Source organism: Dyadobacter sp. CY323 (assembly GCF_021390245.1).
Taxonomy (GTDB): domain Bacteria; phylum Bacteroidota; class Bacteroidia; order Cytophagales; family Spirosomataceae; genus Dyadobacter.
This window is the reverse complement of record NZ_JAJUXH010000020.1, coordinates 148,681-170,260: the sequence shown is the minus strand read 5'-3', so window position 1 is coordinate 170,260 and position 21,580 is coordinate 148,681. Positions and strand designations below refer to the sequence as shown.

Here is a 21,580-nt window from a genome sequence, read left to right as displayed (position 1 = left end):
GTCACTGGACCTGATATACCTGCGCAATTTGCGCAGCGACCTTTTTGTCCCACGCAGCCTGTGCGCCGGCGTCTAATCCGTGACCTGTTTCTCCATCGTAAGCCTCCTGATCGTAGTTCATTTGTCTGAAAGCCTCCAAAAATTGGTATTGAATTTCACTATCGTAATCCTCGACCGTCAGATCGGCTTTTCGCAGCTGATCTTTGAATTTTTCCACAACAAGCCGGGTAATGTCAAAATGGATCTGCTCGTGTCTCAATGTACTTGCATTCCGGGATTCCGGCCGGCCCCATGACATGCTTTTTACCATAAAAACCTTCAATCCAATCTCAACAATCAATTTATCGTCTTTCGGGTAGGAGTTGCCTTCATAGGAAAAACTAGTAAAGACTGCGGCTGCGTTGCGACTTCCCGGGCGGCCGCTCCTGCCTTTAAAATCGTCCCAGACGAGCGGTCTTTTTGGGGAATAAAAAACCGTATCATCATCAGAAGCTGCATTTAGTTCTTTAAAAACGAGCAATATACCTTTTGCCAGTGCGGGATTTTTTCCGGCGTTGGATGTCATCCATTTGTGGAAATGCGTCATCGACTGGTCGAGTAACTGTTTCACCAGCTTTTCATAATCGAATGTCTGCTCGGGACGTGAGAATGTCGCAGAAGTCTGAAAGGTGGTCAATTCGACCGGCTGCATATTCCGATACCAACGAAACTTCAAAGTTAACTTCATGTCGCCCGTGACTTTGTTGGGCGCCACGCGCTTTTCGTTGATTGAAAATTCTTTGATGGTGACATAGAGCGGCAGGTAATTCTGCTCTTTTTTCGGGGCGGCAAATGACCAGTAGTCGTAAAGTTCTTTCTCAGCCTTTCCGGGTAACATTACGGGAACTTCTTTTCCAAATGCGATCACCTTCCCCAGATTTGCGCCGGGAATATTTCGCTTGTCTTCCACTTCCTGGATGAAAAATTTATAGGATTTGAATAGGGCGGCAGGTTCTTTGAAGAGGTTCAGCACAAGCTTATCCTGCTGAGAATAGGCAGGATAAGCCACTAAAACGATCAGAAAAAGGTGCAGAATGCATTTTAACATACTCGTGAACTGTGTTGAATCCAACACGCATTTATCTAAGTTTGCATTTAAAATCTATTGTAATCACGAATGACTTTACCTACAACGAATTTGCGGCCGGAATTTGATGACATTTTCATGGAGTTAGCAAAAAATCTGGCCAAGCGTTCACATTGCATTAAAGCGCAGGTCGGGGCGGTGCTTACTAAGCAAACACGCATTATTTCGATCGGCTATAATGGTCCGCCGGCAGGTACGCACAATTGCGATGAAGAATTTCCGGAAGTGGGTTGCCCCAGGGATGCGAAAGGAAGCTGCTCGCTTGCATTGCACGCGGAGCAGAATGCGATTCTTTTTGCAGTGAAAAATGGCTCAAATATTGAAGGAGCGACACTTTTTGTGACATTAGCGCCGTGCATTGCCTGCGCAAGGGTCATTTATACCATGAAAATTAAAAAGGTAATCTTTCTCCATTCATACGCCGCATACAAAGGAATTGCAAAAGAGGAAGGCGTGGAGTTTTTGAGGACGTTCGGAGTGGAAGTGGAGCAGTATAAATTAATGAGTGAATGAGTGAATGAAAAAATATTCAGTCATTCACTCATTCGCAATTCACTTATTGTAAATTAATCAATGATGATGCACCCCACCGGTTCCGTGCACATGTCCGTGGCTAATTTCTTCTGCGGTGGCCGGGCGGACGGAGATGATCTGTCCTGAGAAGAACATTTCTTTTCCTGCCAGCGGGTGATTAAAGTTCATTAAAACGATATCATCTTTAATCTCCACAACCTGACCGTGCATTCTTTCGCCGTCTTCGTTGGTCATCGGAATGATGTTTCCGATCTGAAGAAGTTCATCCTGGTTTACATCGTCGGTCTGGAAAACTGCTTTTGGCAATTCAACTACGGCTTCCTCATCGTATTCACCGTAACCTTCCTCGGCCGTTACTGTAAATTCGAATGTGTCACCGGCTGACAAACCCTCGATCTGGCTTTCGAAACCTTCGGGAAGGCCGCTGATTCCCTGTATGAAGTACATCGGATCGTCTTCGCTCACGACTTCAACGACGTCAACTTCGCCCTCGGCATCAGGAATGCTGAGGCTATATATTAACGCGACCACGTTATTTTTTTCGACTTTCATTTGCTAGTTTGATTAAAATACTGGTTGTTGTAAAATAATTGTTCCATGAAAAGCATTGGAAACAAACGTACGGCAATTTTGTCAAAATGTTATTCTCATGAACTTTTTAGCCCATATTTTGCTGTCGGGAGAGCGGGAGGGAGTTATCATGGGTAACTACGTCGGTGATTTCGTAAAAGGCAGGCTGACGGAAGATAAAACCGCAAACTGGAATCCAGAATATGTGCTTGGATTGAAGCTGCACCGGTTTATCGACTCGTTCACGGACACGCATCCATATGTACAGGAAGCGAAAAAAGTCGCGGCCAAAACGCAGGGAAAGCTTGGCGGCATTGTGATGGACATCTATTTTGATTACTTCCTGGCTCGTTATTTTTCACATTATCATACGGAATCCTTACGGGTTTATGCTCATAACATTTATTCGCTCATTGAAAAAAATCAATACCTCATTCCTGAAACCATGATCCCGATGGTTCGCGCGATGATCCGCCAGGATTGGCTGACAACTTATGCGACTTTCGAAGGCATCGACCTGACATTTCAACGGCTGTCCCGGCGAGCACCATTTCTGGAACCTATCAGTAAGGCAGGCAGGGACTTACGGGAGAATGAAGCGTTTTACTATGATCAGTTCCGGCTTTTTTACCCCGAACTTGAAAGGCATTGTGCAGAGTTTATTTTGGTAAAAACAACTTAGCTATAAATATTTATTTTGAAGTTGTTTTTAAGTTTGTCGATAGATCATCACCACTAAACGACAAGCCAGAAACCTTCCATGGCGCAGACTCCCGACACCATTCTCAAAGAAATCAGGTCCAAATCATTTCGCCCCATCTATTTTCTCCACGGAGACGAACCTTATTACATTGATTCCATTGCGGAAGAATTGGAAAAACGGGTTGTTCCCGAGTCTGAAAAAGGGTTCAATCAGTTTGTATTATATGGAAAGGATACGGACCTGACGGGCGTTTTGGGTAATGCCAGACGTTATCCGTTTATGTCTGAGCGTCAGTTTGTTTTGGTTAAAGATGCGAACAAGCTGGGCGGCATTGAACAGAAAGAACAGCTGGCCCGGTTGGAAGATTATGCATTGAACCCGCTGCAAAGTACGGTTTTGGTTTTTTGCTATCATGCGAATGCGGACGAGCGAAAGTCGTTTTTGAAGGCGATCAATCTGAAAGGCGCGGTGGTTCAATCCAAAAAAATGTATGATAACAAGCTCCCGGAATGGGTTGCTTCGTTTTGTCAGCGTGAAGGCGTAAAAATCAGTCCGAAAGCAATTCAAATGCTGGTCGACAACATTGGCAATGATTTGAAACGGCTTTCGAATGAGATCCGCAAGATTATGGTGAATCTGCGGGTCGACGAGGGCATTGATGCATCTGCAGTCGAACGGTTTGTCGGGATCAGCAAGGAATACAATGTGTTTGAGTTTCAAAAGGCGCTCATGCACCGGGATGTGCTGAAAGCGAATCAGATAGCCACTTATTTTTCTTCCAATTCGAAGGATAATCCTTTGTCACCCATCCTGATCATTCTGTTTGGGTTTTTCTCAAAACTGCTTATTACACACGCCAGTAAGGATAAAAGTGAACGCGGCTTGTCCACGGAGCTGGGGGTTAATCCTTATTTTGTCAAGGATTATTTGCTGGCTGCCAAAAACTACCCCCTGCAAAAGGTGATGCACGTGATCCATTATATTCGTGAATGCGACGGTCGGCTCAAAGGTCTGGATGGCGTCAGCATTCCGGAAGGCGAACTTTTGCGGGAGCTGGTTTTTAAAATCTTACATTAGAAGTCAGCAAAAAGCAAGATCCGGGTTTGCAAATGAGACTGTCGGGTTAATTTTGGCAAATGGATACGGACCGGAGCATTTTAATACCCACACCTGCACTTTTCAATTTCGAAGAATGTCTATGGTTTCTGAACAGGAACTATGACGACTGTCTGCACGAAATCGAAGAGAATTCGCTGATTAAGGCGCTGAAAATAGGAGTGGGTCTAATACTTATCAAGGTGAGCGTCGCTGGCTCCTTTTTAGAAATCGAAATACTGTCGGGCGAGGCAAATGCGGAAAATAAAGCTTTTTTGGTTGCTTATGTTACTGAATGGTTCGATCTGGAAAGAAACATCCAACCTTTTTACGATCTCCTGAAAACGGATGGAAGACTGGCCTATATGACCGAAAAGTACAAAGGTTTCAGGCTGATCGGCATTGCGAACCTTTTTGAGGCGATTTGCTGGTGCATTATCGGGCAGCAGATCAATCTGGCTTTTGCTTATAAGATTAAGCGCCGGTTGGTTGAACAGTTTGGTGAAAAAATCGATTTTGACGGAAAAAGTCATTTTATTTTCCCTGCGCCGGAAGTTTTAGCGCAGACTTCCGTGGAGGTTTTGCGGGGCATGCAGTTTTCGGATAAAAAGGCCCAGTATGTGATCGGCATCGCGAATGCATTTGTCGACGGAAGTCTCAGCAAGGAAAAGTTGCAGGCATTACCCGATTTTGCAGCAAGAAAAAAAGCATTAACCAGCTTCAAAGGCATCGGTGCATGGACTGCCAATTATGCACTTATGAAAACGCTGAAAGAACCGGAAGGAATTCCGCACGGGGACGTGGGGCTGCTGAATGCATTGTCGGCCCACGATATCATTCGTGACCGAAGTGAAACGGACAAGATTGATGCTTTTTTTAACCAGTACAAAGGATGGGAAAGTTATCTGGTCTTTTATTTGTGGAGAAGTCTGGCTGTGAAGTAATTAGCTCAATTTGATTTTCCACTTTGAGTACTCATCTCGCATACAATGGCCGCAGGGACGGTAACCGTTTTCAATGGCTTCACTTTCCGACTCAAAGAAAACCCTGTTTTTGAGCTTCATCCGTCTTCCGGATTTACATGATAGTAAGCCATAGATTTTCAGGTTTTTATTACCGGCTAAACAGATTTCACCATTTAAAATCAGCTTTTTCAGTTTTCTGCTGGTTTCAAATGATTCGGGTCCGATTTCTGAATGTAACCGCATGGTTTAACTCAATGCATCGTGAAAAATAATCCCGAGCGTATAACGGTTTCCTTCCGTTACTTCACTAACCCCGTGCTTCATATTAGCCCGATAATAGCCTTTCGCGCCTTTTACCGGCCTGAAATTCGTGGTAAACAACAGAATATCTCCTTTTTGAGGTTTAAGTACAATGGCTTTTGATTGTGCCCGTGGCGTTTGCTGAACAAGTACAAATTCACCTCCATGATAATCCTCTTTCGGCTGGTTCAAGAATATCACCATCTGAATCGGGAAAAACACTTCGCCGTACAAATCCTGATGTAACGTATTATATCCGCCCGGGCCGTATTTGAGGATCAGCAGCGTTGGTTTTGTTTGTCCTTTTTCTCTGCATTGTGATTGGAATTCAGCAAATTCAAGCGGATATTTTTGTTGAATACGAAGTACTTCCATCCATTTGTTGGCTACCGGGGCAAGCTGAGAATAGTATTCTTCCCGGAGCGTTTGCAGGATATCGGGTAGGGGGTAGGTGAAATATTTGTATTCGCCCAAACCGAAACGATAACGCTCCATTGCGATCATTTTTCGGTATAAGGAAGGATTGTCGTAGTTACCGATCAAAGTATCGCACTCGGATGCATTCAAAATACCTTTTAAATGCGAATAACCTTTCTCGTGGAGGCTTTCCCGGACCTGCTGCCAATCCAGTGAATTCGTTTCTTGCATAGATACTTTTGGTTGAAATTGATTTAAACCAAAAGTATCTATGCGATATTCGTTATAAAACCCGATTCTTGCGAAACCTTATGCAGATAAAACCGATTCGTCTTTACGCTCGCCGATCTGCTGTCTCCACATGGCATAATAAAGTCCTTTTTCTTCGATTAATGCGTGGTGATTGCCGGTTTCTACTACTTTCCCTTTTTCCAAAACGTAAATGCGGTCGGCGTGCATAATGGTGGAAAGACGGTGTGCGATCATCACGGTAATGTGCTGACGCTGATCAGTAATGTTGCGGATTGTGTTCGAAATTTCTTCTTCTGTGAGTGAATCGAGCGCCGAGGTTGCTTCGTCGAAAATGATCAGGTTCGGATCTCTCAGCAATGCACGGGCGATGGATAGCCGCTGGCGTTCACCACCTGAAAGTTTCAGGCCGCCCTCGCCAATGACGGTATTAATGCCATTTTCAGCTCGGGAAAGCAGATTATAGCACGCCGCTTTGATCAACACATCATTGATCATTTCGTCGGTAGCATGTGGATTTACGAAAAGCAGATTTTCCCGGATCGTACCTGAAAACAACTGCGTATCCTGGGTCACAAACCCGATTTTGTTCCTTATTTCATCAAAATCGATGTTGTTTCCATTAATCCCATTGTAAAAAACTTCTCCCTGGATCGGATTGTATAATCCTACCAGCAACTTTACCAGCGTGGTTTTCCCGGAACCGGACGGTCCCACGAATGCGATCGTTTCACCCTTTTGCACGCGGAACGAAATGTCTTCCAACGCGGGACGGTTTGCGGTTTGATGCTGGAATTTTACATGGTCAAATCGCAATTCCTGGATCTCACCAATCACCTCCGGGCTTGTGGGCTTACGTTCAACGGGACGTGCCAGCAGTGTTTGTAGGTTATTGAGTGACGCTTCCGCCTCACGGTATGAGAGGATTACGTTTCCAAGTTCCTGTAATGGACCGAAGATGAAGAAGGAATAGAATTGCATCATCATCATTTGTCCAACGGTTATTTTGTCCCGAAAAACAAAAAACAGTAATGCGAACATGATGCACTGCTGAAGGAAATTAACAAATGTCCCCTGGATAAAACTGATCGAACGGATGCTTTTCACCTTCCTGAGTTCCAGTTTGAGGATTTTAAAGGTTGTTGTATTCAGCCGCTCGATTTCCTGATGTGTAAGTCCGAGGCTTTTTACGAGCTCGATGTTTCTCAGCGATTCCGTAGTGGAGCCGGCCAGCGCCGTAGTTTCCTTGACAATGTTTTTCTGGATCGATTTGATTTTTTTACTTAAAACACTGGTGAGAATAGCAAGTACAACCGAGCCGACCAGGTAAATGAGCGGCAGCATCGGGCTAAGTTTAAATGCGACGATCACGACGAAAACAATACCGACCAGTGTGGCAAAAAGTACGTTTACAAAGCTGGTAATGAACTTTTCACAGTCGGCACGCACCTTCTGCAAAACGGATAACGTTTCTCCGCTGCGCTGGTCTTCGAAATCCTGAAAGGGTAGCCGCAATGCATGCCGAAGTCCGTCGGTATACAAATTTGCACCAAACTTTTGAATGACCACATTGACAACATAATCCTGAAATGCTTTGGCTATACGTGAGATCATGGCGGTGCCGATGATCATGAGCAGCCCCAGTAAAACACCCTGGAAAAATTCGTTATCCATTCCGTTATCGCGGAAAGACTTGGCCTTATTTGCGTAAGGGTCAATGAGATAGTTTCCGAGAATGTAGGGATTCAGCAGTGAAAAGATTTGATTGATGGCTGCCAGTCCAAGTGCGAGCAGTATCAGCCCTTTATATCGGCTAAGATATTGTATTAATAACTTCATAAGTGATGAGGTGATTCGGTGGTGTTCTGGGTAGTTAAACCGAAAGTTTCAGATTTTAATTCTCCCGGTGAACAGAAAGTGAAGACAACAAAAAAGACATCCGTCGAGGATGTCTGATGTATTGTAGCGGGGAGCAGGATCGAACTGCCGACCTTAGGGTTATGAATCCTACGCTCTAACCATCTGAGCTACCCCGCCGTAATTGTGGTGCAAAAGTATGTTAAGGAAAGTTATTTTACAACCGGAATTATCATTTTCGCTTAAATTTTACGTTTTGCTAAAAAAACCAAAATGGGGTTTGGTGTCTTTTATTGTTGATTTATGCTATATTACAACTTTGATGTCGGTGAAGAGGCATAAGCTGATAAGGTCAACCTTTTTAATTTTAGTGAATATGGAAAAGTATAAATTTGTTACTGAATTTGAATTGCGTTCCTCCCCAAAAGTATTGTTTCCATATATTTCGACTCCTTCAGGCCTGGAACAATGGTTTGCGGAAAAAGTAACTGTTTTGCCTGATCATCGGTTTGATTTTCAATGGGACGGTGATAGTCACATTGCCAGACAAACCGGACTGAGAATTAATAAGGCTGTGCGTTTTGATTTCGAAAACACCAGTGAAGACAACCTGGATAACAATCACGTGGAATTAAAACTGGAAGTAAGCGAGTTGACCCAGACGACCTTTTTGCGTGTCATCGATTATTCGTCGAATAAGGATCAGGATGAGTTAGCATCGTTGTGGGACGGGTTTTTGGGTAATCTTAAAGAAATAGTTGGTAGTTGATGAAAAAGCTTGATAAGCTTATATTAATGTCCTTTTGGGGGCCTTTTGTAATAACAATGTCGGTCGTGGTTTTCGTTTTTCTAATGCGGATCATGATTTTTTATATTGATGACTTCGTGTCAAAAGATCTCAGTCTGATCGATTACGCGCAGTTATTCTTCTTTTTTAGCCTCATAACAGTACCTACTGCACTTCCGCTGGCTACCTTGCTTTCTTCTCTCATGGCTTTCGGTAACCTCGGCGAGTTTTTCGAATTGACGGCTATAAAAAGTGCAGGAATCTCTATCGTGCGGGCAATGTTGCCCCTTTTTATAGTCACGCTCGGTATCAGCATTTTCTCTTTCTTTTTTAACGACCGCGTTTCTCCCTGGGCGAACCTCAAAGGCTACAGCCTTCTTTATGATATCAAGACGACCAAAGCAACGCTGAAAATCAAAGAAGGCATTTTTTACAATGATCTTCCTGGTTACAGCATTAAGGTGGATGAAAAGGAGGAGAATGGCAAGTTGAAGGGAATGGTGATTTACAAGCACAATAACCGTTCGTATGAATTGGGTAATACGGAAATAATCCTGGCTGACTCCGGTCGGATGTATTCGATTAATGAGAATCGTTATCTGGTTATCGAACTGTATAATGGCACGCGATATACGGACGAATCCAATTCTAATAATTCCAGGCCGGTGTACATTTCAACTCCCGGGAGCTCAATACCGAGCTATTCTAATTTTAGCCGCAATTCGTTTAAGCATTACCGGCTGACGGAAAGTCTATCTTCTTTTGGTATGAAACGGACGGACGAGGGGCAGTTTAAATACCACGAGTTCATGAAGAACATCTCTGATCTTACGTCAACGGCCGACTCTTTGCGTAACAGTTATCAGGAGACAAAGAAAAATTTGGTGTCAGGAAGTCAGCAGTATTACTCCTACAATTATCGTGAAGGGACGGACAAAACGATTAAAAAAGGCAAATGGATTGATTCGCTTCTTGCCAAACCGGTTGCTGACAGCCTGAAAAAGGAGATTTTAACCAATACCAAAAGTGCTGCAAACAGCATGCTTAGTTACACAAAGTCTCAGAAGGATTATTTGCAGACAAAATTGAAGGATGCGAACAAGTACGAATTAGAAAAACACCATAAGTATACCAATGCCATTTCCTGTCTGATCATGTTCCTGATCGGCGCACCGCTGGGGGCTATTATAAAAAAAGGTGGGTTTGGAGTGCCGGTGCTGGTGTCCATTTTGTTCTTTATTCTGTTGTATGTATTGACAAATCAGGGTGACAAATGGGTGAAGGAAGGGTTGCTTGCAGTGCCGATAGGTGCCTGGCTGGCCAATACGATCCTGTTTTTGGCCGGAATGTATTTCATTGACCGTGCCCGTAGCGACTCCCGGTTGTTCGAGAAGGATGTTTATATTATGCTGATCAAAAGAATTAAGGTTCAGTGGGCAAGTAGATTTGGTAAATCACCGCTTATCCAATCATAATAAAATTATATTTTTAAAATAGGGATAAAAAGCCTAATTTTGCAGCCTTATTTATGGCAAGGTGCTGTAAATTACTTAAATAAATTAATCTGTTGTTACAATCATGTATTTAACCGCGGAAAAGAAGAGCGAGATCTTCCAATCAAAAGGTTTTAAGAAGGAGAGCGGAGACACTGGATCTGCTGAATCTCAAATTGCATTATTTACGTACCGTATCAATTATTTGAACGAGCACTTAAAGACGCACAAAAAAGACAATGACACAAGACTTGGCCTTCTTAAAATGGTAGGAAAGCGCAGAAGATTGTTGGATTATCTTTACAAAAATGACATTAATCGCTATCGTGCGATTATCGCCGAATTGAACATTCGTAAGTAATTGGAATCAGGGAACTTCATCTTAATGATAGTTCCCTGATTTTTTGCGGAAATTAACAGAAACATCGGTACGTCAGGACGGCGGACCACAGCTACAAAAAATCAAACACCTTATGCTCTTTAATATAGTTACCAAGACTATACCCTTACCGGACGGCAGGGAAATCACAATTGAAACAGGAAAATTAGCAAAACAAGCCGACGGTTCGGTAGTAGTTCGTCTGGGTAACACCATGCTTTTAGCTACGGTTGTCGCTAATAAAGATATAAAGGAAGGTCTTGACTTCTTGCCATTATCGGTTGATTATCAAGAGAAATTTGCTTCTGCGGGACGTATCCCGGGAAGCTTCCAACGTCGCGAAGGCAAGCTTTCAGACCACGAAGTACTTACAAGCCGCCTGGTTGACAGGGTTTTACGCCCATTGTTTCCAGATGATTATCATGCGGAAGTACAGGTAAATATATTATTGATCTCAGCTGATCCGTCGGCTCTGCCGGATGCACTTGCAGCACTTGCAGCGTCCGCGGCACTTGCCGCGTCAGATATCCCGTTCAATGGCCCGGTATCGGAAGTACGTGTAGCGAAAATTGACGGTGCATATATCGTGAACCCTGGTTCTGCGGATCTTGAACGCGCTACATTGGACCTGATGGTTGGAGCGACGTATAATGATATCGCGATGGTTGAGGGTGAGATGAGCGAAGTGTCGGAAGAAGAGGTGATCGAAGCTTTGAAAATCGCACACGAAGTAATCAAAGGACAATGCCTTGCACTGAAAGAATTTGAGGCAGCAGTTGGTAAAACTGAAAAAAGAGAATACGTTGGTGATCCTGCTGATGCTGAATTGGAAGCACGCGTAAGATCTTTTTGCTACGACAAGATTTACACAGTAACTCAGATCGGATCTACGAACAAACAAGTTCGTAAAGACGGTTTCAAGGCAGTTTGGGAGGAATTCCAGGCAAGCATTGGTGAAGAAGAAGTAGTGAGTATTTCGCTTGCTAAACGTTATTTCAATGATTTCGTATGGGAGGCGTCCCGTCGTTTGGTATTGGACGAAAGAATTCGTCTGGACGGTCGCCGTCTTGATGAAGTAAGACCAATTGCTTCGGAAATTGATTTCCTTCCTAATGCACACGGTTCGGCCCTTTTTACAAGAGGTGAAACACAGTCTCTGACTACCGTGACACTTGGTACGAAAAACGATGAGCAAATCGTCGATACCACTTTAAAATACGGATACAGCAAATTTATGCTGCATTATAACTTTCCAGGCTTTTCAACCGGAGAAGTAAAACCAAACCGTGGCCCCGGCCGTCGTGAGGTTGGACACGGTAATCTTGCATTACGTGCTCTAAAAAAAGTACTTCCGGTTGCGGAAGATAATCCCTACACAATTCGTATCGTATCCGATATTCTTGAGTCAAACGGTTCATCATCGATGGCGACGGTTTGTGCAGGCTCACTTGCTTTGATGGATTCAGGTTTGAAAATCAAAGCGCCTGTTTCAGGTATCGCAATGGGACTTATCTCGGATGAAGCTACTGGCAAATATGCCGTTCTTTCGGATATTCTCGGAGACGAGGATCACCTTGGTGATATGGACTTTAAAGTGACAGGAACCGAGGCCGGGATTACAGCTTGTCAAATGGATATGAAAGTAAACGGACTTTCCTTCGAAGTGTTGACGGAAGCGTTGATGCAAGCGAAAGCCGGCAGACTTCATATTCTTGGTGAAATGAATAAAACCATTACCCAGAGCCGTGCGGATCTTAAACCACACACACCTCGTGCAGTGGTGATCAAGATCGATCGTGAAATGATCGGAGCAGTAATCGGACCTGGCGGGAAAGTCGTTCAGGACATTCAAAAAGAGTCTGGAGCAACAGTTTCTATTGAGGAAAAAGATGGCGCTGGATTTGTAAGTATATTTTCTGCTGATAAGACTTCAATGGATAAAGCAGTTGCGCGAATTAAAGGTATTATTCTGGTACCTGAAATCGGTGAAATCTATTCCGGCAAAGTTAAGTCGATCATGCCTTTTGGTGCGTTCGTTGAGTTCCTTCCTGGTAAAGATGGATTGCTTCATATCTCTGAAATTAAATGGGAGCGTCTGGAAACAATGGACAATGTTCTGGAGGTAGGAGAAGAAGTTCAGGTTAAACTGGTTGAGATAGACAAAAAAACCGGCAAATACCGCCTTTCCCGTAAGGTATTACTTCCAAAACCAGAGAACAAAAAAGACTAATAAAGTGTTTTCTGTCGTGGGGACAGTATTAACGTCGTTATAACATACTTAATAAAGACATAGATGAGACAGCTAAAGATCAGTAAACAAATTACCAACCGAGAAAGTCAGTCATTAGATAAATATTTGCAGGAAATCGGAAAGGTGGATTTGTTGACGCCGGATGAGGAGGTGACATTAGCTCAAAAAATCAGGGATGGGGATCAGCTTGCATTAGAAAGATTAACCAAGGCAAACCTTCGCTTTGTAGTTTCCGTTGCCAAGCAGTATCAAAATCAAGGACTATCCTTGGGAGACTTAATCAATGAGGGAAACCTTGGTTTGATTAAAGCAGCACAACGTTTTGATGAGACGAGAGGTTTTAAATTTATTTCATACGCTGTTTGGTGGATTCGTCAGTCCATTCTTCAGGCTCTTGCAGAACAATCACGTATTGTACGTTTACCACTGAACCGTGTAGGCTCTTTGAATAAAATTTCCAAGACTTTTTCTGAACTGGAACAAAAATTCGAACGTGAGCCATCACCGGAAGAACTCGCAGAAGTACTTGAAATTTCGTCTTCTGAGGTAGTGGATACGATGAAGATCTCGGGACGTCACGTTTCCATGGATGCACCTTTCGTTCAGGGAGAAGAAAACAGCCTTTTGGATGTTCTTGAAAATGATTTGGAAGACAAGCCTGATTCAGGTTTGGTGAATGAGTCGCTACGGAAAGAAGTTCAGCGCGCACTTTGCACATTAACACAACGTGAAGCAGATGTAATTGCGCTTTATTTTGGCTTAAATGGCGAGCATGCGATGACTCTCGAAGAGATTGGAGAGAAGTTCAACCTGACCCGCGAACGCGTTCGTCAGATCAAAGAAAAAGCGATCAGAAGGTTACGTCATGTTTCCAGAAGCAAAGCTTTGAAAACCTATTTGGGTTAATCGTATAGCCTGCTTCGTGATGCGGGCAGAAACAGAAATTAAGATTAGTAAATAGCCTCTTCACGAGGCTATTTTTATTTGAGATATGGCCATTTTACAACCTCTTATTGATATAGCCACGATTTGTCACGCGCATGGTGTGCGGCATGTGGTTATTTCCCCGGGTTCCCGCAGCGCTGCATTAACATTGGCTTTTGCACGACATCAGGGATTTGAAACGCATGTTTGCATGGACGAGCGGTCGGCAGGCTTCATTGCGCTGGGAATCGCACAACAGCTTAACGTGCCGGTAGTTTTGATCTGCACGTCGGGAAGTGCTGCCTATAATTTTGCACCCGCAGTCACGGAGGCATTTTTTCAGCAGGTCCCATTGGTTGTCCTGACTGCTGACCGACCCAAAGAATGGACGCATCAACTGGACGGACAAACAATCTATCAGTCCGAGATTTACGGCAAGCATGTGAAGCGTGCATTTGAGCTTTCGCCGGATTACCAGCATGCCGACGTCGTCTGGGCAATTAACAGGATAGCAAATGAGGCAGTAAACCTCGCTGGTACGGCACCAGCCGGCCCGGTTCATATAAACATCCCGATTCGCGAGCCATTTTATCCGTCTGAATCAGAGTCGTTCTTTTCATCTGGATCCGTGCGACAAATTACCAGGACAAATGCATCTCCAATTCTGGATACTGAAACGTGGCACGAACTGCTGGATGAATGGGACGGTTCCGGAAAGATATTGATTGCAGGAGGACAGGCCAGATTCGATAAAAGACTGAATGATTTACTTGACCGTATTAATGAAGAATGGGATATACCGGTTGTGGCGGACTGCATTTCTAATCTGCCTGGAACGGGTTTCATACGAAATCATGATCTGTTTCTATCCTCTAAAAGGCATCCCGATGCTAGCCCAGATCTACTGATTACCTTCGGATTATCCTTCATTTCGAAAGACCTGAAACTTTTCCTGAGGAATAATCCTCCATTAAAACATTGGCATATAGGACTGGACACTTTTTTGTCGGATCCTACCCAATCAATAACCCGTCAAATTCCTGTAAGGCCTGATTATTTTTTCGAAATGCTTTATGAAAAGATTGATTATCAATTATTTGTACAAAATAGTGATCCTGAAAATTCAACTGATTATGCTCATAAATGGCAGCGAGCGGAGCTAGAAGCAGCAGACGCAAAACAAAAATACCTGGGAAATCTAACTCAATTAAACGATTTAACGTCGTTAGATAAATTGTTTTTATATATAAAAAACGATTATCAGTTACATATTGCTAATAGTATGTCTATTCGATATGCGAATGTTTTGACCCTCCCTAATACGGTTTCAGAAGTCTTTGCGAATAGGGGTACCAGTGGAATTGATGGGTGTGTGAGCACGGCAATTGGTGCAGCAAAAGTGAATGGTAAGCCGACTTTACTGATAGTGGGTGATGTAGCTTTTCTGTATGATCGCAATGGTCTACTCATAAACGATCTGCCGGAAAATCTAAAGATTGTCGTTCTTAATAATGCTGGTGGAAATATTTTTAGAATGATCGACGGGCCGGCAGGATTACCGGAGCTGGAGACATTTTTTGAAACGCGACATTCGTTTTCCGCTCGCCGAACCTGCAAAGATTCGGGTATTTCGTATTTTGATGCAAACAATCTCCAATCCCTTGAAACAACCGTGCAAGATTTCCTAAATAAGGACGGTATCAGTTTGCTCGAGATTTTTACTGATCCAGTTGAAAATGAAAAGGCTTGGAAAGGATTACGCCAGCTCTCTAAAAGTTCCGCGTTTTATTGACAGTTTCTTCTGGCTTCGGTAATTGCGAGTGAGTCCTTCAAGATGATGCCTTGCTTCCAGATTTTGCAGGCATTTGCTTTGTCTTTAAGTTCAAAGTACGTCTGGCCTGTCAAGCCATACAGTTCTTCGACTGGATCCGCCAGCTCCACCGCCTTTAAATACGATTTTAGTGCCTCGTTGTACTGTTTCTGACGCTGATAATATAACCCCAGATTTCGAAGCGCATAACCGTTTTTTGGTTGCTTTTCCAGAGATCGTTCTATGAGTCTTTTAGCTTGGTCCGCCTCTCCCGAATGCAGCAATACATATCCTTTGTTGTTCAGGGAATATGCATCATCGGGATTTTTGTCGAGCACTTTGTCAAATAGTTCATTCGCATGTTTCCAATCCATGTTCTTAATGGCGATGAGACCAAGATTGTTTAGAGCCTGGGGCAGGGCAGGGTCAAGGGCTAGCGCATTTTCAAAATCGTATCGGGCCTGATGAAAATCTCGAATGCGGTAATGCACGGCACCGCGATTCACATATGCTTCGACATTTAGCTTATCAAGAGCAATTGCTCGGTCATAAGCTGATAGCGCGGAAGAAGCATTTCCTTGTGCCTCATACAAGTTTCCTTCAACCAGGTAATATCGTGTAGAATCTTTATATTCTTTCTCAATCAGGCTGAGATCCTGACGAACATCCTGTAAACGGCCTAAATCCAGACCAGCTTCCGCTCTCACGAGATTTGCCTGGACGAGGCTAGGATCAATGCGGACAGCTTCTGTCAAAATCTCGTAGGCATCACTGGGTCTGCCTAATTTCAATAAAGTTATTCCCTTATTGAGATAGGCGTCAGAAAAATCTGCATTTTTGGAAATCGCTTCATCATATAAACGAAGCGCTTCGGCATAGTTCTTTTGGTTCAATGCCTTGTTGCCTTTAAGAAAAAAATCCGCAGCATCTTTTTCATCCTGACCGGAACAAGAGATTAGTACTGCTAATAAAATTAGTAATATAGGTTTGGAAGGTAAAAAGGGCATTATTTGAATTGATTAATTAAAATGAGATACATTAAGGATATTCCTCATGTCCGCTTTAAGATTGGGTTATACCAATGGAACAGCAAATATATCATCAAAGTGGAAGCAGGTATGTATGAACAGACATACAAAATCGATGATTATGAAATTCAGCACATCGCCGAGCTTGAAGCTTGTATGGATGAAGCTTTCTTAACTGTTGTTGCCAGTCGCTTTGATGAGATGCACCAGGGCTTTTACCAATCACTTAAAAGGAATAATGTGCTTTTTTAGCCAGAATCGGCCATGTTAGCGATGCGAACGTATACGGTTTTGGTTTGCAGTTCGTTAGATATCACAATAATTTAATATAAAAATCCACCAACTCAGTTTCTATGGTCTTTAAACATGGCGCCTCCACATTTGGAATGCTTTTATATGTCGGCGCGTCTTCCGTAATCGCTCAAAACACGCTAAGCATTACTGAACCGGAGGCACATTTCCGGAATGGACTGGAATATTATGAAAAGTCCAATTATGTGGCTGCCAGACAAGAATTTGGCGAATTTTTGAATACCCAAGACAAGTTATTAAGCACCAGCGACTACAATAAGGTTACCGCGGAATACTACGTTGCAGTAACAGGTTTGTATCTAAACTACCCTGAGGCTGAGGTACAGGTGGACCGATTTGTTAAAAATCACGCGGAACACCCCAAAGCACAACAGATTTACGCCGATCTCGGTCGCTACTATTACGAGGCCGGAAATTTTGAAAAGGCTATCACTTACCTTGAAAAGGCTGTTCAGGTAGCACAGACGACGGAAAGTGCGTATCAACTCGCGATGTCGTACTACAATACAAAGCAACCTGATCTGGCGCTTCCATTGTTTAATCAAGTCAAAAATGAAGCGTCTTTCGCAAATGCAGGCGATGCCTCGTTTTATGCCGGTGTGATCAACTATCAGAAAAACAATTTCGACGTTGCGCTCGCTGATTTCAGGAGAATTGAGGACCATGCGTATTACAAGAACGAAGTTCCGAACTGGATCATTTCCACCTTATACCAGCAAAAGAAATACGATGAGCTCGTCACATATGGCGAAAAGGTTTTGACACAGCAGCGGGGTAATACTAAACTGGATGATGTAGCGCTTTACGTCGCCGAGGTTTACTATGAAAAAGGAGACTATGCTAATGCAGTTAAAGCATACGAGCGTTACAAACGCATGAGACCCGGCACTATTCCACCGGCGGTTGCTTTGCATTACGGTCATTCGCAATTCAGAACGGGGAATTATGAGGGTACAATAACTGCTTTAAAACCAGTTGGAAGTGGCAAGGATTCTGTTTCGCAGTATGCATCTTATTTGCTGGGTGTCAGCTACTTAAAGAGTTCTAATTTAAGTAATGCTTTAACATCATTCGGGAATGCAGCATCCCTTGACCATAATGCTGTAGTAAAGGAGGAAGCTTCTTATAATCACGCGAAAGTGCAGCTGGAGTCCGGTAATAACTCAGATGCTATAAAGGAGTTTAATAACTTCATGACCAAGTTTCCCCAAAGCAAACATACGGAGGAGGCGACGGAGTTAGTAGCAGAAGGTTATGCCAGTTCGAGCAATAGTACCGGCGCAATCACTTATATAGAAGGGCTGAAAAACCGCAATGCTAAAATTAATGGCACCTATCAGAGGCTGACCTACAACCAGGGTGTGATTGATTTTAATGCAGAACGTTATCCAGCCGCCATCGGGATGTTCGATAAATCGCTGAAGTTTCCGTTGGACGAACAGATTGCAGCTTCTGCTTCTTATTATAAAGCAGAGTCGACTTACGGATTGAAAAAGGTTGATGAAGCGGCGACTTTGTACAATCAGATTTCTAAAAATCCAAAATCCGGCATTTATGGAAGAAAAAGTTTGTATGCTTTGGGATACATTTATTACAACCAAAAGAAATATGGACAGGCTCTGACCTACTTCAAGGAATTTACCAATAATATCGAAGGGATGGATGCTCAAATGATCGAGGATGCCTACTCGCGTCTGGCCGATTGCTACCTGGCGGCAAAAAATTACAATGAAGCAATCCGAACTTACGAGCAAGTAGCGGCGAAAGGAAAAGTCGATAAGGATTATGCATTGTTTCAAAAAGCCCGGGCATATGTGTACATGAACCGTGAACCCGAAGCAAAACGTCAGTTTGAACAACTCATCAGTCAATACCCTTCTTCCCGATATCTCGACGACGCGTATTTTCAGTTAGCTGATATTGAATTCCAGAATCAGAGTTATTCTGCGGCGGTAAAAGGGTTTACCAGAATGATCAACGAGAAACCTAAAAGCCAGATCATTCCCGCAGCACTGCTACGTCGCGCGCAATCTTACTACAATTTGCAGGTATACGAACAAGCCATTGTCGATTTTCGTAAAATCCTGACGGAATATCCGGATTCGCCATCTGCCAGCAGTGCATTGGAAGGTATTCAAGAGAGTTATACCGCTGTCGGCCGTCCGGAGGAATTTACCCAGGTACTTGGTGTTGTTCGCAAGAACAATCCAGGCAATGAGAAGCTGGAAGAAGTGGAATTTGACAATGTAAGAAACCTGTATTATGCAGAGAAGTATGAAAATGCGATCAACTCACTGCAAGATTTTCTACGCAGTTACCCAGCGAGCAAACATCAGTATGATGCTACGTATTTCATTGCTTCGTCTTATGACAAGTTAAACCGAGTTAATGAAGCACTTCAGTTTTACAGTAAAGTAGTTCAGCAAAACAGGTCCACTTTCGTGGCAGCTTCTGCGCAGAGATCTGCTGAACTGGAAATCGGCCGTGGCAATTACAACAATGCGGTGACCAACTTCCGGATATTGTTGCGCAATGCAGAAAGCAAGAAGGATCAGACGCTGGCGTGGATTGGTTTAATGGATAACTATTATACATTGAAGAGTTACGATTCGACCCTTTATTACGCGAGGGAAGTTGTTAATGTCGGAAACGTGGTTCCCGGGGGACTGGGTAAAGCACAACTTTACATGGGCAAAGTGCCGTATGAAAAAGGTGATTTGAAAAAAGCAGCGGAAGAATTTAAAAAAGTAATGGCGTCGTCGAAAGACGAATTTGGAGCTGAGGCAAGTTACTGGGTTGCGACGATCCTGTACAAAGAAAAGAAATACAAAGAAGCAGAAGCTGCAATCATTGAAATGGGCAAAAGCTTTGAAGGATATGACTATTGGCGGGCACGCTCATTCATTCTTTTGGCAGAAGTGTATGTCGGAATGAATGAAATGGGCCAGGCTAAGGCAACCCTCAATTCTATCATTGAAAACTCTGACGACAAGGAAGCGGTTGAGCTTGCAAAAGAAAAACTCGCCCAGATCGGTAACTTGAAATAACCACCCCAGTTAAGGTAAACAGAAAATATTAGTACTCATGACGAATTCCAATCTATTACGTTCTTCCTTTTTCTTACTTATGCTAGGCTTCTCATCGCATTTTGTGGTCGCGCAGAAAGGTGAAATTGAGAGCCAAACTTATGAGATAGTAAAGGAAAAAAGTATTGAATTTGCTCCCGCCAACCGCGTTTTTGACAAAGTTCAGCCCATTCAAGGCGAAACCGGTAAAAAGAAGGTTGCATACGAGATTATTGACCCGCAGATTAACATATCGTCCCCAAAACTTACCCCTGCTGTCGGCGCGTCGTCAGACGAAAACAGCAGAAAGGATGAACCCGATGTCCTGAATAATTATGTGAAGCTGGGAGGGGGAAATTACGGAAGGTTTCTGGGTGAAGCCTTTGTAGGCGGACGTCCTTCTGAGGATCTCGCTTTTACTACTCAGCTCAAACATCTTTCAGCAGCCAACGGTCCGGTAGACGGAAAGAATTCGGCTAATGCGGGTACAAATTTTAAAGTTGGCGGGAAATATATCCGCAGCAAGTATAAAGTTGAAGCTGGCATCGATTACGATCGGAAGAACTATTATTTCTACGGTTATAAGCCGCAGCCCGAGGGCGTGGAGGTTGACCGAGATACGATCCGGCAGACAATCAATCAATTTGGAGCAAATTTAAGTTTTGAGAACACGGATGCTTCTGTACTGGTGGATTATTCTGTAAAGACAAGTTTGAGCACGCTTAGAGACCGTTACAGTGCATCGGAACTGGATTGGGGCACTAAGCTGACTGCATCTGTGCCCATTTCAGAAACTTTCTTTGCATTGCTGGAGGCGGACGCATTCGTTTCGCAGCGGGTCGATCAGTTTACATACAACAGAAACCTTTTTCGGGTCAAGCCGACGTTTAAATATGTAACTGATGTATTCTCAGTTTCTGCCGGGGTTAACGCTGTTAACGAAACCGATAACCAGTTGGATATCAATAAAACAAAAGCATTTCCCGCAGTCAATCTGGATGTGTCACCATTTACCGGTTTGCACATCTTTGCGGGTTGGAATGGTGATATTGTCCGTAACACTTTAAAAAGTATGCTGAGCGAGAATCAGTGGCTGGGTCCGAATGTGTTGATCGTGAACACAGAAAAAAGTGCTGAATACAGCGCTGGTGTTAAAGGAGAGACATCAAGCGGCTTAAACTACGAAGGTAAAGTAGCTTACACAGCTTATCGCAACTTTTACAACTTCAATAACTCTCTGGTTGATACCTCCCGGTTTTCGATCATTTATGATAATGGAAAAACCAAGGTGCTGACAATATCAGCCCAGGCCGGTTACAACTATAACGATTTGTTTAAGACTTCGCTTAAAGTTAATTTCTTTGATTATGCAGTTGACAACGTTGAGGATGCATGGCATCGTCCGGATCTTACATTAAACTGGTTTAATGCACTTAGCATTAGTAAAAAACTGTTTGTGACAGCAGATTTTTACATGCTTAGAGGGATAAAAGCCAAAAATTTTCAGACAGGAGTTGTGACTAAATTACCGGTAATCGCAGATTTAAATGTGAAGATTGACTACCTGTTAACCAGGAACTTCTCTGCTTTTGTAGCACTTAATAATGTGCTTGGTAAGCAATATCAGCGCTACCAGTACTACCCACAGCAGGGGCTAAACTTTATTGGAGGATTATCATTTTCTTTTTAACTTCGTAAAGTTAACTCCAAACAGC

The 21,580-nt window shown here is 43.3% G+C and carries 19 protein-coding genes and 1 tRNA gene; 13 read left to right on the top strand and 7 right to left on the bottom strand.

Going from position 1 to position 21,580, the window contains the following annotated elements; genetic code table 11:
* Position 1: 1 nt before the first annotated feature.
* Positions 2-1,087 carry a hypothetical protein gene (locus LZG72_RS23975; protein WP_233877669.1) on the bottom strand — a complete coding sequence of 362 codons (1,086 nt, stop codon included), beginning with the start codon at positions 1,085-1,087 and terminating at the stop codon, positions 2-4.
* A 69-nt stretch (positions 1,088-1,156) separates the two neighbouring features.
* Here LZG72_RS23975 and LZG72_RS23970 point away from each other — a divergent pair, with 69 nt between their 5' ends.
* Entirely contained in the window at positions 1,157-1,639 is a 483-nt protein-coding gene (locus LZG72_RS23970; RefSeq protein ID WP_233877668.1) for a dCMP deaminase family protein, read from the top strand.
* A gap of 57 nt (positions 1,640-1,696) precedes the next feature.
* Here the strand turns inward: LZG72_RS23970 and LZG72_RS23965 are convergent, their stop codons facing one another.
* The gene (locus LZG72_RS23965; RefSeq protein WP_233877667.1) at positions 1,697-2,212 is read right to left on the bottom strand and encodes a peptidylprolyl isomerase; all 516 of its coding nucleotides are present in this window, start codon (positions 2,210-2,212) and stop codon (positions 1,697-1,699) included.
* A 97-nt stretch (positions 2,213-2,309) separates the two neighbouring features.
* Between LZG72_RS23965 and LZG72_RS23960 the strand changes: the two genes are divergently transcribed.
* The 3 genes from LZG72_RS23960 to LZG72_RS23950 all read left to right on the top strand — a co-directional run bounded on the left by LZG72_RS23960 (position 2,310) and on the right by LZG72_RS23950 (position 4,972).
* Positions 2,310-2,912: an ACP phosphodiesterase gene (locus LZG72_RS23960; RefSeq protein WP_233877666.1), complete on the top strand. Its 603-nt coding sequence runs from the start codon at positions 2,310-2,312 to the stop codon at positions 2,910-2,912.
* Between the two features lie 78 nt (positions 2,913-2,990).
* On the top strand, positions 2,991-4,010 hold the full coding sequence (holA, locus tag LZG72_RS23955; protein WP_233877665.1) for a DNA polymerase III subunit delta: 1,020 nt from the start codon (positions 2,991-2,993) through the stop codon (positions 4,008-4,010).
* Positions 4,011-4,069: 59 nt separating this feature from the next.
* Positions 4,070-4,972, top strand: a complete 903-nt coding sequence (locus LZG72_RS23950; protein ID WP_233877664.1) for a DNA-3-methyladenine glycosylase — start codon at positions 4,070-4,072, stop codon at positions 4,970-4,972.
* Here the strand turns inward: LZG72_RS23950 and LZG72_RS29200 are convergent, their stop codons facing one another.
* From LZG72_RS29200 to LZG72_RS23930, 4 genes are all read right to left on the bottom strand, one after another.
* Complete coding sequence (locus LZG72_RS29200; RefSeq protein ID WP_255701101.1) at positions 4,973-5,236, bottom strand: Ada metal-binding domain-containing protein; 264 nt, start codon at positions 5,234-5,236, stop codon at positions 4,973-4,975.
* Positions 5,237-5,239: 3 nt separating this feature from the next.
* Positions 5,240-5,941, bottom strand: a complete 702-nt coding sequence (locus tag LZG72_RS23940) for a 2OG-Fe(II) oxygenase (protein ID WP_233877663.1) — start codon at positions 5,939-5,941, stop codon at positions 5,240-5,242.
* 78 nt (positions 5,942-6,019) lie between these two features.
* The gene (locus tag LZG72_RS23935) at positions 6,020-7,798 is read right to left on the bottom strand and encodes an ABC transporter ATP-binding protein (RefSeq protein WP_233877662.1); all 1,779 of its coding nucleotides are present in this window, start codon (positions 7,796-7,798) and stop codon (positions 6,020-6,022) included.
* A 124-nt stretch (positions 7,799-7,922) separates the two neighbouring features.
* Positions 7,923-7,996 (bottom strand) — tRNA-Met (locus LZG72_RS23930).
* 196 nt (positions 7,997-8,192) lie between these two features.
* On the opposite strand from LZG72_RS23930, the gene LZG72_RS23925 reads away from it, so the two are divergent.
* The 6 genes from LZG72_RS23925 (at position 8,193) to menD (ending at position 15,442) form a co-directional block, all read left to right on the top strand.
* Positions 8,193-8,585, top strand: a complete 393-nt coding sequence (locus LZG72_RS23925; protein WP_233877661.1) for an START-like domain-containing protein — start codon at positions 8,193-8,195, stop codon at positions 8,583-8,585.
* Positions 8,585-10,078 carry an LptF/LptG family permease gene (locus LZG72_RS23920; RefSeq protein ID WP_233877660.1) on the top strand — a complete coding sequence of 498 codons (1,494 nt, stop codon included), beginning with the start codon at positions 8,585-8,587 and terminating at the stop codon, positions 10,076-10,078. Before LZG72_RS23925 ends, LZG72_RS23920 begins: the two co-directional genes overlap by 1 nt.
* Before the next feature lie 103 nt (positions 10,079-10,181).
* A complete protein-coding gene (rpsO, locus tag LZG72_RS23915; protein ID WP_233877659.1) occupies positions 10,182-10,457 on the top strand; it encodes a 30S ribosomal protein S15 in 276 nt (91 codons plus the stop codon).
* Positions 10,458-10,569: 112 nt separating this feature from the next.
* Positions 10,570-12,705, top strand: coding sequence for a polyribonucleotide nucleotidyltransferase (gene pnp, locus LZG72_RS23910; protein ID WP_233877658.1), 2,136 nt, complete (start codon positions 10,570-10,572; stop codon positions 12,703-12,705).
* A gap of 63 nt (positions 12,706-12,768) precedes the next feature.
* Positions 12,769-13,632, top strand: coding sequence for an RNA polymerase sigma factor RpoD/SigA (locus tag LZG72_RS23905; RefSeq protein ID WP_131957614.1), 864 nt, complete (start codon positions 12,769-12,771; stop codon positions 13,630-13,632).
* 85 nt (positions 13,633-13,717) lie between these two features.
* The gene (menD, locus tag LZG72_RS23900; RefSeq protein WP_233877657.1) at positions 13,718-15,442 is read left to right on the top strand and encodes a 2-succinyl-5-enolpyruvyl-6-hydroxy-3-cyclohexene-1-carboxylic-acid synthase; all 1,725 of its coding nucleotides are present in this window, start codon (positions 13,718-13,720) and stop codon (positions 15,440-15,442) included.
* On the opposite strand, the gene LZG72_RS23895 is transcribed toward menD, so the two are convergent.
* Complete coding sequence (locus LZG72_RS23895; protein WP_233877656.1) at positions 15,436-16,467, bottom strand: lipopolysaccharide assembly protein LapB; 1,032 nt, start codon at positions 16,465-16,467, stop codon at positions 15,436-15,438. The two genes, menD and LZG72_RS23895, sit on opposite strands and share 7 nt — an antisense overlap.
* A 21-nt stretch (positions 16,468-16,488) precedes the next feature.
* Between LZG72_RS23895 and LZG72_RS23890 the strand changes: the two genes are divergently transcribed.
* From LZG72_RS23890 to LZG72_RS23880, 3 genes are all read left to right on the top strand, one after another.
* A complete protein-coding gene (locus tag LZG72_RS23890) occupies positions 16,489-16,740 on the top strand; it encodes a hypothetical protein (RefSeq protein WP_233877655.1) in 252 nt (83 codons plus the stop codon).
* A gap of 101 nt (positions 16,741-16,841) precedes the next feature.
* Entirely contained in the window at positions 16,842-19,847 is a 3,006-nt protein-coding gene (locus LZG72_RS23885; RefSeq protein WP_233877654.1) for a tetratricopeptide repeat protein, read from the top strand.
* A 37-nt stretch (positions 19,848-19,884) separates the two neighbouring features.
* A complete protein-coding gene (locus tag LZG72_RS23880; RefSeq protein ID WP_233877653.1) occupies positions 19,885-21,555 on the top strand; it encodes a TonB-dependent receptor in 1,671 nt (556 codons plus the stop codon).
* Positions 21,556-21,580: the final 25 nt, after the last annotated feature.

Excerpts from the sequence above, each read along its gene's own strand:
- LZG72_RS23975 (WP_233877669.1), bottom strand. The coding sequence starts at position 1,087 with ATGTTAAAATGCATTCTGCACCTTTTTCTGATCGTTTTAGTGGCTTAT.
- LZG72_RS23970 (WP_233877668.1), top strand. The coding sequence starts at position 1,157 with ATGACTTTACCTACAACGAATTTGCGGCCGGAATTTGATGACATTTTC.
- LZG72_RS23965 (WP_233877667.1), bottom strand. The coding sequence starts at position 2,212 with ATGAAAGTCGAAAAAAATAACGTGGTCGCGTTAATATATAGCCTCAGC.
- LZG72_RS23960 (WP_233877666.1), top strand. The coding sequence starts at position 2,310 with ATGAACTTTTTAGCCCATATTTTGCTGTCGGGAGAGCGGGAGGGAGTT.
- holA (WP_233877665.1), top strand. The coding sequence starts at position 2,991 with ATGGCGCAGACTCCCGACACCATTCTCAAAGAAATCAGGTCCAAATCA.
- LZG72_RS23950 (WP_233877664.1), top strand. The coding sequence starts at position 4,070 with ATGGATACGGACCGGAGCATTTTAATACCCACACCTGCACTTTTCAAT.
- LZG72_RS29200 (WP_255701101.1), bottom strand. The coding sequence starts at position 5,236 with ATGCGGTTACATTCAGAAATCGGACCCGAATCATTTGAAACCAGCAGA.
- LZG72_RS23940 (WP_233877663.1), bottom strand. The coding sequence starts at position 5,941 with ATGCAAGAAACGAATTCACTGGATTGGCAGCAGGTCCGGGAAAGCCTC.
- LZG72_RS23935 (WP_233877662.1), bottom strand. The coding sequence starts at position 7,798 with ATGAAGTTATTAATACAATATCTTAGCCGATATAAAGGGCTGATACTG.
- LZG72_RS23925 (WP_233877661.1), top strand. The coding sequence starts at position 8,193 with ATGGAAAAGTATAAATTTGTTACTGAATTTGAATTGCGTTCCTCCCCA.
- LZG72_RS23920 (WP_233877660.1), top strand. The coding sequence starts at position 8,585 with ATGAAAAAGCTTGATAAGCTTATATTAATGTCCTTTTGGGGGCCTTTT.
- rpsO (WP_233877659.1), top strand. The coding sequence starts at position 10,182 with ATGTATTTAACCGCGGAAAAGAAGAGCGAGATCTTCCAATCAAAAGGT.
- pnp (WP_233877658.1), top strand. The coding sequence starts at position 10,570 with ATGCTCTTTAATATAGTTACCAAGACTATACCCTTACCGGACGGCAGG.
- LZG72_RS23905 (WP_131957614.1), top strand. The coding sequence starts at position 12,769 with ATGAGACAGCTAAAGATCAGTAAACAAATTACCAACCGAGAAAGTCAG.
- menD (WP_233877657.1), top strand. The coding sequence starts at position 13,718 with ATGGCCATTTTACAACCTCTTATTGATATAGCCACGATTTGTCACGCG.
- LZG72_RS23895 (WP_233877656.1), bottom strand. The coding sequence starts at position 16,467 with ATGCCCTTTTTACCTTCCAAACCTATATTACTAATTTTATTAGCAGTA.
- LZG72_RS23890 (WP_233877655.1), top strand. The coding sequence starts at position 16,489 with ATGAGATACATTAAGGATATTCCTCATGTCCGCTTTAAGATTGGGTTA.
- LZG72_RS23885 (WP_233877654.1), top strand. The coding sequence starts at position 16,842 with ATGGTCTTTAAACATGGCGCCTCCACATTTGGAATGCTTTTATATGTC.
- LZG72_RS23880 (WP_233877653.1), top strand. The coding sequence starts at position 19,885 with ATGACGAATTCCAATCTATTACGTTCTTCCTTTTTCTTACTTATGCTA.